The sequence below is a fragment of the Clostridioides sp. ES-S-0010-02 genome (assembly GCA_020641055.1).
GTDB lineage: Bacteria > Bacillota > Clostridia > Peptostreptococcales > Peptostreptococcaceae > Clostridioides.
The window spans coordinates 351,141-366,862 of sequence record CP067345.1; the positions used below are offsets into that span (position 1 = coordinate 351,141).

Genomic DNA, 15,722 nt, shown 5'->3' on the forward strand with positions numbered 1-15,722 from the left:
TTTAAATTTGAAAAAAGTAATAACGTTAGTAATAGCTATGATAGTTGTAGTATCAATAACAGCTTGTAGCGCAAGCACAGATGGAACTGTAGCAACAGTAAATGGTACAAAAATATCATCAGATGAATTTAAAAAAACTATAGCTCTTTATAAAGATTCTATGGAACAAACTTATGGAAAAGACATTTGGGACAAAGAAGTTGAAAAAGGAGTAAAGTATAAGGACAAGTTTAAAGACTTAATTCTTGAACAACTTATAACTACAGAAGTCATATATTCACAAGCTAAAAAAGATAACTTACTTCCTAAAAAAGAAGATGTTGAAAAAAGTTTTAAAGATTTAAAAGACGCTATGAGTAAAGATGAAAATTATAAAAAACAACTTGAAAAATTAGGTATAGATGATACATTTTTAAAAGACCAACAAGAAAAAGATTTAGCTATGCAAAACTATCAAGCTAATTTTACTAAAGAAACCAAAATATCAGATGAAGAAATGAAAAAATACTATGATACACATAAAGATGAATTCAAAAAAGATGAAGTAGAAGCTTCTCATATTTTATTAAAAACAGTAGATGATAACAATAAGCCACTTTCAGAAGCGAAGAAGGCAGAAGCCAAGAAAAAAGCTGAAGAAGCCCTTAAAGAAGTTAAATCAGGTGAAGATTTTGCAAAGGTTGCAAAGAAATATTCACAAGATGCTTCAGCAAGTGATGGTGGTAAATTAGGATTCTTCTCAAGAGGTCAAATGGTAGCTGAATTTGAAGAAGCAGCGTTTTCTATGAAAAAGGGTGAAATATCTAACTTAGTTGAAACTCAATATGGATACCATATAATTAAAGTAACAGACAAAGTAAATGAACAAACACCATTTGAAGATTCTAAAGAAACTATAAAAGAACAATTATTAAAAAATAAATATCAAGAGAAAATAGAAAAATTAACTAAAGAAGCTAAAGTAGAAAAAGATGAAAAAGTAATAAATACAATCACAATATAAAAACTAAAAAAATAGTAATATGCTTAAAAAAGCTATATCTGGAGAAGATATAGCTTTTTTTGTATATTTTTCTTAACAATGGTAAAAATAAACTTAAAGTAATTTATGGAGGGATTAAAAAATATGAAAGCAACAGGTATAGTTAGAAGAATAGATGATCTTGGAAGGGTAGTTATCCCAAAGGAGATAAGAAAGACATTAAGAATTAGAGAAGGAGATCCTTTAGAGATATTCACAGCAAAAGATGGAGAAGTCATACTTAAAAAATACTCTCCAATAGGAGAATTAAATGAATTCTCTCAGGAATATGCTGAAACATTAGCAGAAGTACTAGGATATGGTGTATTAATAACAGATTTAGATTCTATAATAGCTGTATCTAAACTTCCTAAAAAAGATTATAAAGAAAAAAGTATAAGTGATGAGTTAGAAGCAATAATAAGTGAAAGAACAGTAAAATACTCAAAAGATAAAAATATTTTACCTTTATTTAAAGAAGACCAAAAGGAATATATTAGTCAAGTTATTATGCCTATAATTAGTGCATCTGGTGACTGTATAGGTTCGATTGTAGTTGTTTCAAAAGATAAAGATACAATTGCAGAAAGTGAAGAAAAATCTTTAAAAATAGCTGCTAACTTTTTAGGAAAACAAGTTCAATAATTTTATCATAAAGACCTTTTACGTGAAGGTCTTTTGAAGTTTTTGTTTAAAATATTGAATATAGCATTAAAAATATGGTATATTAAAGTTTGTTATATAAACAGTATGGAGGTTATGTTATGAACAATAACAAAAACAAAGACTCCTTTTTAAAAGGAGCCCTTATACTTGGGCTAGCAGGTGTAATTGTAAAAATAATGGGTGGATTTTTTAGAATTCCCCTTGGAAACATGATTGGTTCAGAAGGAATGGGATACTATCAGGCTGCTTATCCTGTGTACACTCTATTTTTAACATTAGCTACTGCTGGATTCCCAACAGCTGTGGCAAAGTTGGTTTCGGAAAAAGTTGCCATTGGAAATTATAAAGGTGCAAATAAGATATTTAAAGTATCACATACAGTTTTATTTATAACTGGTATAATATCATTTTGTATATTGTTTTTTGGAGCCGACTACATAGTAACAAACATAATGAAAAATCCTGGTGCATTGTACTCTATGAAAGCTATTGCTCCAGCTTTATTATTTGTTCCAGCAATGTCAGCATATAGAGGATATTTCCAAGGGAGACAAGACATGACTAAGATTGCTGTGTCTCAAGTTGCAGAGCAATTTTTTAGAGTTGTATTAGGTCTTACTTTGGCTTACCTACTTATGAAAAGCTTTGGGCAAACTTTAGGAGCAGCGGGTGCTATATCAGGAGCTACAATAGGTTCAGTAGCATCTATGGTTTATCTGATGTTTGCTTATATGTTAGGAAGAAGAGAACGTAGAGCTGAGATAGATGCGAGTCAAAGGTTTAAGGATGAACAAGTTTCTTATATCTTTAAAAAGCTTTTAACAGTTGCTATTCCGATAACAATAGGTGCATCAGTAATGCCACTTGTAAATATGATAGATAATGTTATTGTAATAAGAAGACTTATGGAAGCAGGCTTTACATATAAAGTAGCAAATTCAATGTTTGGTCAATTGACAGGTATGGCAATGGCAACAATAAATTTACCAGCCGTTATAACAACTGCAATGAGTATGAGCTTAGTTCCAGCTATTTCTAAAGCATATGCATTAGGTAATAAATCAAAGGCTAGAAAAGATACTAAAAGTGCTGTTAAGGTGACTTTACTTATAGTATTACCTTGTGCGTTTGGTATGGCATCATTAGCGATACCAATAATGGGTCTTTTATTTCCACATGAGCCATCATCTGTAGGAACTATCTTGTTTACTCTTACTCCATGTGTACTGTTCTTAGGATTAATACAAACATTGACTGGTATAATTCAAGGAATGGGAAAACCAATAGTTCCTGTAATTGCTTTATGTGTGGGTATGTTATGTAAGATTGTTATAAGTTATACATTGACAGGTATTCCAGATATTAATGTATTAGGTTCAGCTTTTGGAACAGTTACAGCATACTTTGTGGCAGCTATGATTAACTTATTATATGTTAAGAAATATATGAATGTAAAATTTCCTAAGAAGGAATTTATAATAAAACCATTTATAACAGTTATGACAATGTTTATAATGGTTAAATTGAGTTATGGTGCTTTAGTTGGATTATTGGGTAATAGTATATCTACAATAATCGCAATAGGTGTTGGTGGTATTGTATATGTAGTAGTTATACTTGGAATAGGCGGAATTAAAAAAGAAGAGATACTAACTATGCCAAAAGGTGATAAATTATATAAATTGTTAAAAAAAGTTAAACTTATAAGATAATATAGGAATATATATGCAAATAAAGGAAATACTATACAAATAGTAAAGCTCCTTATTTGTATAACAATACAAAAATAAAGTGAAATTTGCTAATGGGAGTGATGTTATGGGTAAGATAAGTATTGTAGGGCTTGGACCAGGAGACTATTCTCTTATAAGTCAAGGTGTACTGGAATCTTTAAAAAATAGCCCTAGAGTCTTTTTTAGAACAGAGAAACATCCGATAATTGATAAGCTTAAAGAAACTATACAATACACTTCTTTAGATTACTTTTATGAAAATGAGGAAAACTTTGAGAGTGTTTACTTAAAAATATCTGAATTTATTATAGAAGAATCTACAAAAGGTGACTTAGTATATGCGGTTCCTGGTCATCCAAGGGTCGCAGAAAAGACTGTAAGTATAATAGAGAGACTTGCCAATGAAAAGCACATAAAAGTGGAGATAGTACCTTCTATGAGCTTTGTAGACGCTATGTTTAACTATTTAGCTATAGACCCATCTGATGGATTTAAATTGATAGATGCTTTTGAGATAGAAAACTCATATATAGATTTAGATACAAGTATGATAATAACTCAAGTGTATGATAAATTTATAGCATCAAATGTAAAGTTAAAACTTATGGAATATTATGATTATAATCAAGAAATATGTATAGTAAATGGAGCAGGTGTCAAAGATTTAGAAAGTAAAAAGTTTATAAAATTATGTGAATTAGACAGAAATGAAAACTTTTTTGACTATTTAACTAGCTTATATATACCCAAAAGTTCTAAAAAGATGTATAATACAGTACATGACTTAGAAATAATAGTTAATACATTAAGAAGCCCATCTGGATGTGAATGGGATAAAAAACAAACACATCAATCATTAAAAAATTCTGTTATAGAGGAAGCATATGAACTTTGTAATGCAATTGATAATAATGATATAGATGAAATGGTAGAAGAGCTAGGAGACGTTCTTTTACAAGTTATATTCCATTGTCAGATAGGTAATGAGGAGGGCTACTTCGATTTAAAAGAAGTGGTAAATGGTATATGCAAAAAATTAATTCATAGACATCCTCATATATTTAATGGTGTAAAATTAGATATGTCTAAGTTTGAAAAAACTTGGGAAGAGTTAAAGAAAGAAGAAAAAGGCGAAAGCACTGTAACAGATGGCCTTAGAAGAATACCAAAACATTTACCAGCTCTTATGAAGGCTAGTAAAGTTCAACATAAAGCAGCTCTTGTTGGCTTTGATTGGGACAATGTAGAAGATGTATTTAAAAAAATTGAAGAAGAATATCAGGAATTACTTGACGAACACAGGGTCGGGAATATAAAATACATAAAGGAAGAACTAGGCGATTTATTATTTTCGATAGTAAATCTAGCTAGATTTTTAGACATAGACTCAGGAGAAGCCTTGAACTGTACTACAGATAAATTCATAAATAGATTTGAGTTTGTAGAAAAAAGTGCAATGAATTTAAATAGGAAATTAGAAGACATGACACTTGAAGAGATGGATGAATTTTGGAATCAGGCTAAAAAACAATAAAATTGTGGAAGGAAATTTGTCAAAAATCTAGAACTTTTATCAGAAAGATAGGAGTCTATATTATAAACATTTTTAGGAGGTAAATATCGTGAATAAAGCTGAATTAGTATCAAAGATGGCAGAAAAAAGTGGATTAACAAAGAAGGAAGCAGAGGCTGCGTTAAACGCATTTATGAGTTCTGTTCAAGATGCACTAGTAAATAATGAAAAAGTTCAATTAGTTGGATTTGGAACATTTGAGACAAGAGAAAGAGCTGCTAGACAAGGAAGAAATCCAAGAGATCCAGAGCAAATTATAGATATACCAGCTTCTAAAGCACCAGTTTTCAAAGCTGGAAAAGGATTAAAGGATACAATAAATGGATAATTAGAAATCTTGTGAAAAAGTGTGGATAAATTTACCACACTTTTTCTATAGAGCTAAGGAAGGTGATAATTATGAGATTAGATAAGTTTTTAAAAGTATCTAGGATTATAAAGAGAAGAACTGTTGCTAAAGATGCATGTGATAAAGGAATTGTCACTATAAATGGAAAAGTCGCTAAATCTTCTTCAGAAGTGAATATTGGAGATACATTAGAAATACAATTTGGAGAGAAGAAGATGAAGTTTAAGATAAATGAAGTAAGAGAGCATGTATTAAAAAATGATGCGAAAGAAATGTACGAAATTTTAGAATAAAATTAATAGTCCTCTAGTATATTAATAGTAGTATTAGTGAAATATTTACTGGGGGGATATTATGGAACAGAACATAACTTTGAAAGATAGATCAAAGCTGGTTATTTCAGGAGTTGAGCACATATATTCTTTTAATGATAAAAGAGTAGAGCTTAAAACTTCTGTTGGTGAGATGGTAATTGAAGGCGAAAACCTAGATATGAGCAAGCTAAGTATAGACGAAAATATAATTAGCATAGATGGAACTATAAATTCTATGGTATATGCAAAGCCTAAAAAGCCACAAGAAAGTTTTTTGAAAAAGGTATTTAGATAGATGATACCTTTTACTCAAGATGTAAGTATTTTCTACGCTACTATTTATGGTGGAATACTCATAGGAGTGTTGTTTGATTTTTATAGAAGCCTGAGAGGGAGTTTTAAATTCATCAATTATTTTGCAATAATTTTTGATGTATTATTTTGGTTTCTAGCAACCATTATAATATTTATAACAATAAACCTTACAGAGTTTTTTAATTTAAGATATTACCATTTTGTGGCTTTGTTTATTGGTTTTATTTTATACTATAACACCATAAGTAAAATTGTTTTATCAATTATCAATAAAATAATTCGTTTTGTGAGGAATTCTTTTAAAAAAGTTACATACTACATAGTCAGTTTTTTAAACAATTTGTATTACGTTATAATCTATTCACTACACCTACTATTTGATATTATATTTTATATACCAAATATATTTATAGCAACAAAAAAAAGTATAAAGAGAAAATCAAATAAAAAATCAAAAAACAAGAAAAAATCAAAATCTAAGAAAAAAACTAAAACTAAAAAAAGGGTGTAGGAAAAATGAACTTAAGAAAAAAATTTTCAGGACAAATTATTGTTATCAGTTTATTTTTAGGAATATCAATTTTTAGTATAATGACAGGATTTGTATTTGAGTACGAAAAAGCTAAAGAATATAAAACAGAAATAGCAAGTCTAAATAAACAATTAAAAAAGACTGAAATACAAATAAACAGCTTAAAGAAAGATGAAAAATCATATGAAGGAGACTTAGAAGAAATAGCTAGAAAAAGGTTAAACATGGTAAAGCCTAATGAAACCGTTTATGTAGATATAAATCGTTGATTAAAAGTTGCCAATAAGTCTACGAGTATTGATTTTAAAATTTAAGATTGAATAAAAAAGTCATTCAGTTTAAGGATGACTTTTTTATTTTGATTTAAGGAGGAATTTTATAATGAAAATAGGAGCTATTGATATTGGAACAAACTCAATGAGATTGTTGATAGTAGATTATGTGGATGGAAAACTTATAAATAGAAAAAAATTTGTTAACACAACTAGAATTGGGCAAGGTGTAGATAGCAAGGGATATATAAAGGAAGATGCGATTCAAAGAAATATAGAAGCATTAAAAGAATTCTCTGACAAGTGTAATGATGAAAAATGTGAAAATATTTATTGTATGGGGACATCTGCTCTTAGAGATAGTAAAAATGGAGATTATTTTGTTAAACTAGCAAAAGAAGAGGCTGGTATTGATGTTGACATAGTTACAGGTATAGAAGAATCAAATTTGGGCTTTAAAGGTGTTTTAGAAGGCATACAAGAAGAGAATGATATTATTGTTATAGATATTGGAGGAGGCTCAACAGAATTTATTATAGGTGATTCAGATGGAATTAAATTTAATAAAAGTAAAAATGTAGGAGCTCTTAGAATGACAGAAAAATTTTTAAAACACGATATCATTGAAAATGAAGAGTTTGAAGCTATGAGTTCATTTATATATAACGAAATCAGTGAGACTTTAAATTACATAAAAGAAAAGGGATTAAAAACTCTTATAGGTATAGGAGGTACAATCACATCATTGTCAGCAATTAATCAAGAATTAGAAATTTACTCTATGGAAAAAATACATAATAGTAAGATATGCAAAAAAGAAATAGAAGAAATTCTACAAAAATTAATAAAGATGACATTAAGTGATAAAAAGAACTTAAAAGGGCTACAAGAAAAACGTGCGGATATTATAACTGCTGGTGTAAAAATATTGAATATAATAATGGAAAAATTAGAAATAGAAGAAATAACCGTAAGTGAATACGATAATTTGGAAGGCTTAATATGTCAAAAGTCAAAAAAAATGTATTAATATTTTTTGATATTTGGAACCGATTATGACAAAAAAAATTACTCCTCTTTGTTACAATTCTTAATATAAACAAAAGAGGAGGTTTTTTTATGCAAAGAAGTGTAGCAGTTGTAAAGAACAAAACTGTAAAACCAAATGTCATAAAATTAATAAGCGGATATATTGATTTTACTACAGTGTCATTCGCTGTAATGGGATTTTTACTTAGTAGGTCTATCATAGTAGACTCTGTAGCTCCTTTAGGGATTGCCTTTTTTATATGTGCATCAAAGATTGATAAGTACAAGATACCTGTATTTATATCAGCATTAATAGGGATATTGTTATCATTCAATGATTTTGGAAATGTAGCAAAATATGCTGTGTGCCTTACAATATTTATGGCATTAAATAAGAAACTAAAACTATTAGATTCAATTGCCAAAGTGGCGTTTATAGGTGCAATGGTATTACTTCCAATTTCCATGGGACAAGCGTTCTTTTCTGATAGGTGTGTGTATAATCTGCTTGTTGCAGGTGTAGAAGCAATAATAATGTTTATATCTATATATGTATTTTCTTATGGTATAGGTTTAATGGCCAATGTAAACAATAGGATGTCTGTACGGACAGAAGAAGCCATATCAATAAGTTTACTGCTAACCTTTAGTATAATGGGGATAGGAGATATATCTTTATTTGGAATATCGATAAGGACCATTTTGTCAACAGTATTGATATTACTGACCTCAATAGTAGGTGGAGCTACCATGGGAGCATCTAGTGGTGTAATTATTGGAGTGGCATCTATTTTAAATAATATGACATCAGCTATTTATATGGGTATATATTCTTTTTCAGGATTAATAAGTGGTGCATTTAATAAAATAAATAAATATTTCTGTATATTAGGATATATTCTAAGTTGGACAATAATATACCTATATACTTCTGGTATTACTTCAAATATGATGCAACTAAGAGATATATTGTTAGGATGCTTGATAGTGATTGTGTTGCCTGAAAGGTTATTCAATAAGATTGAAAAATTAATAAAAAGTAATGTAGCTTCAAATGAAATTGTATACGATTATATTATGAGAAGCAAAAACTTAACGAATAGCCGATTAAACAGTATCTATAAAACCTATGATGACCTTGCAGATACATTTGACAAGATAAGGGAAAAGGATAAGGTGCTAGACCAAAGAGACATAGCTAATGTAATAGATATGATTCATAATGATGAATGTAAAAGTTGTAGTATGAGAAGAATGTGTTGGGAATCAAGATTTAATCATACATACACTATGATATATAATATTCTTGAAAAAATTGAAGAGAAAGGAGAATTAAGTGTAAACGATATACCTAAAAACTTTAGAAAGGAATGTATGAAGCCAGAGTCAATAGTGAAAATATCAAATCACTATTATAAAATGTTTGTATTAGATTATGATTGGAGTGTGAAGTTTTCAGAAAGTAGAAAATTAATAGCAAATCAGATAAGGAGTATTTCAAAATCAATTAAATCGCTGTCTCAGGATTTAGAGGGCGATATAATGTTAGATATAGAGAAAGAAAAAAATATATATGAACAATTAGAGAGATATGATATAACTGTTGATAAAGTAAGTTACTTAACAAAGAGTAACAGCGAGTTTGAAATATCAATAGAAAAGAAAACTTGCAATGATGGTTGCATGTGTGAAAATAAAATTGTAGATATAATTTCAGACCTAGTAGGAGAGAATATGTCTGTTAGAAAAATAGGATGTCACTGTTTAGGAGGTAAATGTAAAGCAACATTTGTTAAGTCTCAAAAATATAAGGCTGTTACAGAAGTTTCAGCAATGTCAAGGGATGGACATATCCTTTGTGGAGATAATTACACATATATGGAGATAAATGATGGCAAATATATGATGGCTATAAGCGATGGTATGGGAAAAGGTAAAAAAGCTTATGAAGAGTCTTCTGCTACTATTGATATACTAGAAAAAATGATAGATGCAAAGATTAAAGATGAAATAGTCATAGATACTATAAATAATATGTTGTTATTAAAGTCTTCAGAAGAAATGTTTTCAACTCTCGACTTAGGTATTTTAGATTTAAAACGAGGGTGTTTAGAAACTATAAAGATGGGAGCATGTTCTACCTATATAAAAAGAGAGGATGGAGAAGTTGATTTAATATCATCATCATCTTTACCTGTGGGTATATTGTCAGATGTAAAGATTGATAGAAAAAATGTAAAAGTTAAGGAAGGGGACTATGTTATAATGGTTTCTGATGGAATTGTAGATGCAGGAAGAAATAACAATTTAGGTGATAATTGGTTAATATATTTCTTAAAAAACATAGAAACTACTAATCCAAAAGAAATTTCAAATTTAATATTAGATAGAGCATTGGAGTTACAAGCGTTACAAATCGAAGATGACATGACTGTTCTAGTTACAAAAATATGTACAAAATAAACTTTATAAATTTCTGTGTATAATATGTGGATAACTTGTGTATAATGTGTTAATAGACTTTTGAAAAAAGTAAAGTTATTAACAAAAAAAACGTATAAATCAACAAAATTTGTTGATAAGTATGGCATAAATGTTAATAAAATGTAAAAAAAGAAAAAACAAAAGCTATTATCAAAAGAGATTCATGTTGAAATAACTAAATTTCTAAGCAAGTAAAGCCTGTGAATATGTTGATTATTATGTGGATAACTATTAATTCGATATTTATTTATATAGTATGAATAATTGAATAATATATCTAAAAAAAGCCATCCTATTATTAAGTAAACTTATTGAAAGGATGGCTTTTTATGAATAGGAAATTGTGCAAAGCAATAATACCTTTATTTATCTCTATTTTTTGCATGTTAATAATAAGTATAAAAGCTGACCAAGGATATCAAAAAAATAATGATAGAGCAATTACTGTCATGAATAATGATACTGAAGATGATGCTGAAAAAAAACAAGAAATAGATTATGAAAAAACATGTTGGAATTTACAGTCTCTATTTAAAAGTGATGACCAATGGAAAAAAGAACTTAAGAGTTTTAATAAAGATACAAAAGAACTTAAAAATTACATAGGTAAAGTTACAAAGTCACCAACGCATTTGTCTTTTGCGTTAGATATCAAAGAGAAACTTGATATAAGATTAAATAAACTTTCTGCTTATGTAAAATTAAAACAAGATACTAATAAAAATTCATATAAATATTTAGATATGAGTGATAGTATGGGTAAATCTTATGGAGACTATATGGGGATTTGCTCAGATTTAGAGTTAGAGATATTAAAATTATCAAATAGAGATTATAAGAAGATTATTTCAAATAAAAATATAAATAGAAAATATGGTGTGTATTTAAGAGATATAAGAAGAAATAAAGTACATTATTTGGACGATAAATCAGAAGATATTCTAAGTAAAGTGTCTTCAATAAGTAGTCTTCCAAGTCAAGTGTATGAGTTATTTAGAAATATGGATAGAAAAACTAATTTGACACCAGCTCAATATGCAAGTGAACTGGAATCGCCAGATAGAGAAAATAGAAAAAAAGCTTATCAAGATGAACTCATTACTTATAATGATAATATAAATACAATTGCGGGCTTGATTACTGGCCAAGTTAAAAAGAATATATTTTATTCTCAAGAAAGAGGTTATGAGTCGTCTTTAGAAATGTATTTAGAATCTGATAATGTAGATGAAAAAGTATACAATAATTTAATAAGAACTGTAAACAGTAATATGGATAGTTTACACAAATATATAGATTTAAGAAAAAAAGTCTTAAAGTTGGATAAGGTTCATTCATATGATATGTCTGTACCTATAGTTAAGGCTGTTGATAGTAATATTAACTATGAAAAAGCTCAGAGTATAGTATATTCAGCATTATCACCTTTGGGAAAAGAATACAATGATGTAGTATACAAAGCGTTTAATGAAAAATGGATAGATGTTTATTCACATGAAAATAAAGTGAGTGGTGGATATTGCCTATCTGTCTATGAAAATCATCCATATATACTTTTAAATTATAATAATTCGCTAGGCTCAGTTTCAACTTTATCACATGAGTTAGGTCATGCTGTATATGAATATCTAAGTTCTAAGAACCAAAATTATTTTAATTCAAGTCCATCTATATTTACTCATGAAGTTGCGTCTACTACTAATGAGGCATTACTTTATGAGATGCTTATAAGAGAATCTAAAAGTAATGGTGAGAAAGCTTATTATATAACACAATATCTAGATTTAATAAAGGATACTCTTTATACACAAACTATGTATGCTGAATTTGAAAAAACTATACATGAATTAGTAGAAAAAGGAAAAAGTGTAAATGCATTAGTGTTAAATGATGTTTGGGGACAACTTCTCAAGAAGTATTATGGGCAAAACTATGAATTAGACCAATTATCTAAGGTCGGATGGGCAAGAATCCCACATTTTTATAATAGTTTTTATGTCTATAAATATGCTACAGGCTGTAGTGCAGGAGTCAGTTTCGCCCAAGATATACTAAAAAATGGCTCAGATAATTATATAAATTTTCTTAAAAAAGGAAGCTCAGATTATCCAATAGACTTATTAAAAGGAAGTGGGATAAATTTAACTAATACAAAACCTATAGAAAATACAATCAAAAAATTTGACAGCTTAGTAGCAGAACTTGAAAAGCTATTATAAAAGATTTATTATAATCCACATGGAAAATATATCGAATTAATGTTAAAATATACTAAAAGTTTAAAGTCCTATTTATAAATAGGGCTTTTTATCTATTAATTAGTGGGAGATGATTCTATGCAAGTTAAAGTTAAGAAAGCTGTAATACCAGCAGCAGGTTTAGGCACTAGATTTTTGCCAGCTACAAAGGCACAGCCAAAAGAAATGTTACCAATAGTTGATAAGCCAACACTACAATACATAATAGAAGAGGCTGTAGCTTCAGGAATAGAGGAAATATTAATAATAACAGGTAGAAATAAAAAATCTATTGAAGACCATTTTGATAAATCTGTAGAATTAGAACTTGACTTAGAAAAAAAAGGTAAAAAAGAGTTATTAGAAATAGTACAAAACATATCTAATATGATTAATATACATTATATAAGACAGAAAGAACCAAAAGGACTGGGAGATGCGATTTATTGTGCTAGACATTTTATAGGTGATGAGCCTTTTGCTGTAATGTTAGGAGATGACATTGTAGACAATGATGTACCTTGTTTAAAACAATTAACAGACGCATATGAAGAGTATAGAACTACAATATTAGGTGTGCAAAAAGTGAATCCAGAAGATACTAATAAATATGGTATAATAGAAGCTAAAAATATAGAGGGTAGGGTTTATAAAGTAAAAGATATGGTGGAAAAACCAGAATCAGGGAAGGCACCTTCAAATATAGCTATTTTAGGTAGGTATATAATAACTCCTGAGATATTTGACATCCTCAAGGATTTACCACCAGGCAAAGGTGGAGAAGTACAACTTACAGATGCTTTAAAAGTATTATCTAAAAAGGAAGCCATGTATGCATATAACTTTGAGGGTAAGAGATATGATGTAGGTGATAAATTAGGATTTTTAGAAGCGACTGTCGATTTTGCTCTAAAGAAAGAAGACCTTAAGGAAGATTTTATTAAATATCTAAGACATGTCTGTAATGAATTTGATAAAGATGACAATGTGTTATACAATAGTACAAATGAAGGAATAGATTCAGATAAGATTTGCGAGATTAAAGAACTCGAAGTTCAAAAATAATTAGGAAAGGTGATGTAGTGTGGCAAAATCAAGTCAAAAAAAGATTAATAGAATAATAGCTGTTGGGATTGTAGGTGTTCTTGTATTAACAAGTATAACAGCTGTTTTAAGCATGATTGCAACTATGTTGTAGAAATAAATAACTACTGTAGTATACATAAATATAAAAACCATATATAACTTGATGTAGTTAAAAATTTACAGAATTCTAGTTATGTATGGTTTTTAGAATTTATAAAGATAAAAAATAATTTTTATAATAGTTGCATATTTTAAGGGAAAATATTATTATAAGATATAAATATAGTGATAAATTTATAAAAACGTGCTAAGATTGGACTTGAGATATAATAAATAAATGGATAATATGGATAATAATGTTTTAAATTTTATTTATTGACCATAATGTATAAATAGTGATATTATTAGACTTAACTGTTTGAATAAAACTTTTCTTTTTCATGCCTTCAATTTCCAAAAAAAAAGTATGTATATAAATGAATATATAGATGAGGAGGATTTTTTTGATTTTAGATGATAAAGTATTAGAAGGATTGGGTAGTAAAACATTAGTTGAACTACGAGAAATAGCAAAAGAATTAAAAATAAAATCAATTACTACATATAAGAAAAATGAGCTAATTGAGATTATAAATTCTAAGAGCAAGAACGAAGTAAAAACAAGTGATATTAAAGTGAGTGAAGAAATTAAAGATAAAAATGAAAATATAAAAGAAGACATAAAAAATAGAAAAGAAAATATAGAGAGCGAAAGCATAGAAAAAGAAGTTGAATATAAGAGCCCTGCCAAATCATATAACAAAAAAGATATGGATAATCAAAATATTTCCCAAAGCCAAGATAACAGAAACCAAAAAAATGATTATAATAAGACATCAAATACAAATGATTACAATAAGGCGTCAAATACATGTAATAGAATGGTCAGAAATAATAATAAAAACTATTATATGCCTAAACAAGTTGATGAATCTAAGATAGTAGATGAATTTAACACATCAAAGGAAGATGAAGTGGTCGGTGTACTTGAGATTTTACCAGATGGATTTGGTTTTTTAAGAGGCTCAAATTATTTATCTACTGAAGGCGATGTATATGTTTCGCCATCTCAAATAAGAAGATTTAATATGAAAACAGGAGATAAGATTAAGGGTATAACTAGACATCCAAAAAGTGGAGAAAAGTTTAGAGCACTTTTATATGTTCAAAAGATAAATGATGAAAATCCTGATACAGCTATACAAAGAAATGCATTTGAGACATTGACACCAATATTTCCAGAAGAACGACTTACACTGGAAACAAATAGAAATGAGATAGCCACAAGAATTATAGATTTAATTTCTCCTATAGGTAAAGGACAAAGAGGATTGATAGTCGCACCTCCAAAAGCTGGGAAAACAGTTCTTTTAAAAAGTGTCGCAAACAGTATAGCTAAAAACCATCCAAATGTTGAACTTATAGTACTTCTTATAGATGAAAGACCAGAGGAAGTTACTGATATGAAGGAATCTATTGAAGGAGATGTTATATATTCTACTTTTGACCAAGTATCAAGTCATCATGTTAAGGTTGCAGAAATGGTATTAAATAGAGCTCAAAGACTAGTTGAACACGGTAAAGATGTAGTAATATTACTAGACAGTATAACTAGACTTGCAAGAGCATATAACCTTACAATATCTCCTACAGGTAGAACTTTATCTGGAGGTATTGACCCTGGGGCACTTCATGGACCTAAAAAATTCTTTGGAGCTGCTAGAAATATAAGACAAGGTGGTTCCCTGACAATACTAGGAACAGCATTAGTTGAAACTGGTTCTAGAATGGATGATGTAATTTTCGAGGAATTTAAAGGTACAGGAAATATGGAATTACATTTAGATAGAAAATTAGCTGAAAAAAGGATATTCCCTGCAATTGATATTTATAAGTCTGGGACAAGAAGAGATGACCTATTGCTTGATGATGAAGAAAAAACAGCTCTTTGGAGATTAAGAAGAGAAATGAGTAATAATTCAGTGATGGAAATCACAGATAAAGTCATTGAACTTATAAAAAGAACCAAAGACAATAAAGAATTTGTAAAATCGATAAAGAGTTTGTAAAAT

Annotated in this window: 14 protein-coding genes; all 14 read left to right on the top strand. The window is 28.7% G+C overall.

Annotated features, from left to right (window positions below; genetic code table 11):
• The first annotated feature begins 7 nt into the window (after nt 1–7).
• The 14 genes from JJC01_02080 to rho all read left to right on the top strand — a co-directional run bounded on the left by JJC01_02080 (nt 8) and on the right by rho (nt 15,719).
• Nucleotides 8–1,003, top strand: a complete 996-nt coding sequence (locus JJC01_02080; GenBank protein UDN58682.1) for a peptidylprolyl isomerase — start codon at nt 8–10, stop codon at nt 1,001–1,003.
• A gap of 123 nt (nt 1,004–1,126) precedes the next feature.
• Entirely contained in the window at nt 1,127–1,666 is a 540-nt protein-coding gene (locus tag JJC01_02085) for an AbrB/MazE/SpoVT family DNA-binding domain-containing protein (GenBank protein ID UDN58683.1), read from the top strand.
• Nucleotides 1,667–1,785: 119 nt separating this feature from the next.
• Complete coding sequence (locus tag JJC01_02090; GenBank protein ID UDN58684.1) at nt 1,786–3,399, top strand: polysaccharide biosynthesis protein; 1,614 nt, start codon at nt 1,786–1,788, stop codon at nt 3,397–3,399.
• A gap of 106 nt (nt 3,400–3,505) precedes the next feature.
• Nucleotides 3,506–4,954 (top strand): nucleoside triphosphate pyrophosphohydrolase, encoded by a 1,449-nt coding sequence (gene mazG / locus JJC01_02095; protein ID UDN58685.1) that lies wholly within the window; start codon nt 3,506–3,508, stop codon nt 4,952–4,954.
• A gap of 88 nt (nt 4,955–5,042) precedes the next feature.
• The gene (locus JJC01_02100) at nt 5,043–5,321 is read left to right on the top strand and encodes an HU family DNA-binding protein (protein UDN58686.1); all 279 of its coding nucleotides are present in this window, start codon (nt 5,043–5,045) and stop codon (nt 5,319–5,321) included.
• Nucleotides 5,322–5,392: 71 nt separating this feature from the next.
• Nucleotides 5,393–5,635 (top strand): RNA-binding S4 domain-containing protein, encoded by a 243-nt coding sequence (locus JJC01_02105; GenBank protein UDN58687.1) that lies wholly within the window; start codon nt 5,393–5,395, stop codon nt 5,633–5,635.
• A gap of 61 nt (nt 5,636–5,696) precedes the next feature.
• A complete protein-coding gene (locus JJC01_02110; protein UDN58688.1) occupies nt 5,697–5,951 on the top strand; it encodes a sporulation protein YabP in 255 nt (84 codons plus the stop codon).
• A complete protein-coding gene (locus JJC01_02115) occupies nt 5,952–6,482 on the top strand; it encodes a spore cortex biosynthesis protein YabQ (protein UDN58689.1) in 531 nt (176 codons plus the stop codon).
• A gap of 5 nt (nt 6,483–6,487) precedes the next feature.
• Complete coding sequence (locus JJC01_02120) at nt 6,488–6,772, top strand: septum formation initiator family protein (GenBank protein UDN58690.1); 285 nt, start codon at nt 6,488–6,490, stop codon at nt 6,770–6,772.
• Nucleotides 6,773–6,884: 112 nt separating this feature from the next.
• On the top strand, nt 6,885–7,805 hold the full coding sequence (locus tag JJC01_02125; GenBank protein ID UDN58691.1) for a Ppx/GppA family phosphatase: 921 nt from the start codon (nt 6,885–6,887) through the stop codon (nt 7,803–7,805).
• A gap of 89 nt (nt 7,806–7,894) precedes the next feature.
• A complete protein-coding gene (gene spoIIE, locus JJC01_02130) occupies nt 7,895–10,267 on the top strand; it encodes a stage II sporulation protein E (protein UDN58692.1) in 2,373 nt (790 codons plus the stop codon).
• A 350-nt stretch (nt 10,268–10,617) separates the two neighbouring features.
• The gene (gene pepF / locus JJC01_02135; protein UDN58693.1) at nt 10,618–12,507 is read left to right on the top strand and encodes an oligoendopeptidase F; all 1,890 of its coding nucleotides are present in this window, start codon (nt 10,618–10,620) and stop codon (nt 12,505–12,507) included.
• A 117-nt stretch (nt 12,508–12,624) separates the two neighbouring features.
• On the top strand, nt 12,625–13,590 hold the full coding sequence (gene galU / locus JJC01_02140) for a UTP--glucose-1-phosphate uridylyltransferase GalU (protein UDN58694.1): 966 nt from the start codon (nt 12,625–12,627) through the stop codon (nt 13,588–13,590).
• 509 nt (nt 13,591–14,099) lie between these two features.
• The gene (rho, locus tag JJC01_02145) at nt 14,100–15,719 is read left to right on the top strand and encodes a transcription termination factor Rho (GenBank protein ID UDN58695.1); all 1,620 of its coding nucleotides are present in this window, start codon (nt 14,100–14,102) and stop codon (nt 15,717–15,719) included.
• Nucleotides 15,720–15,722: the final 3 nt, after the last annotated feature.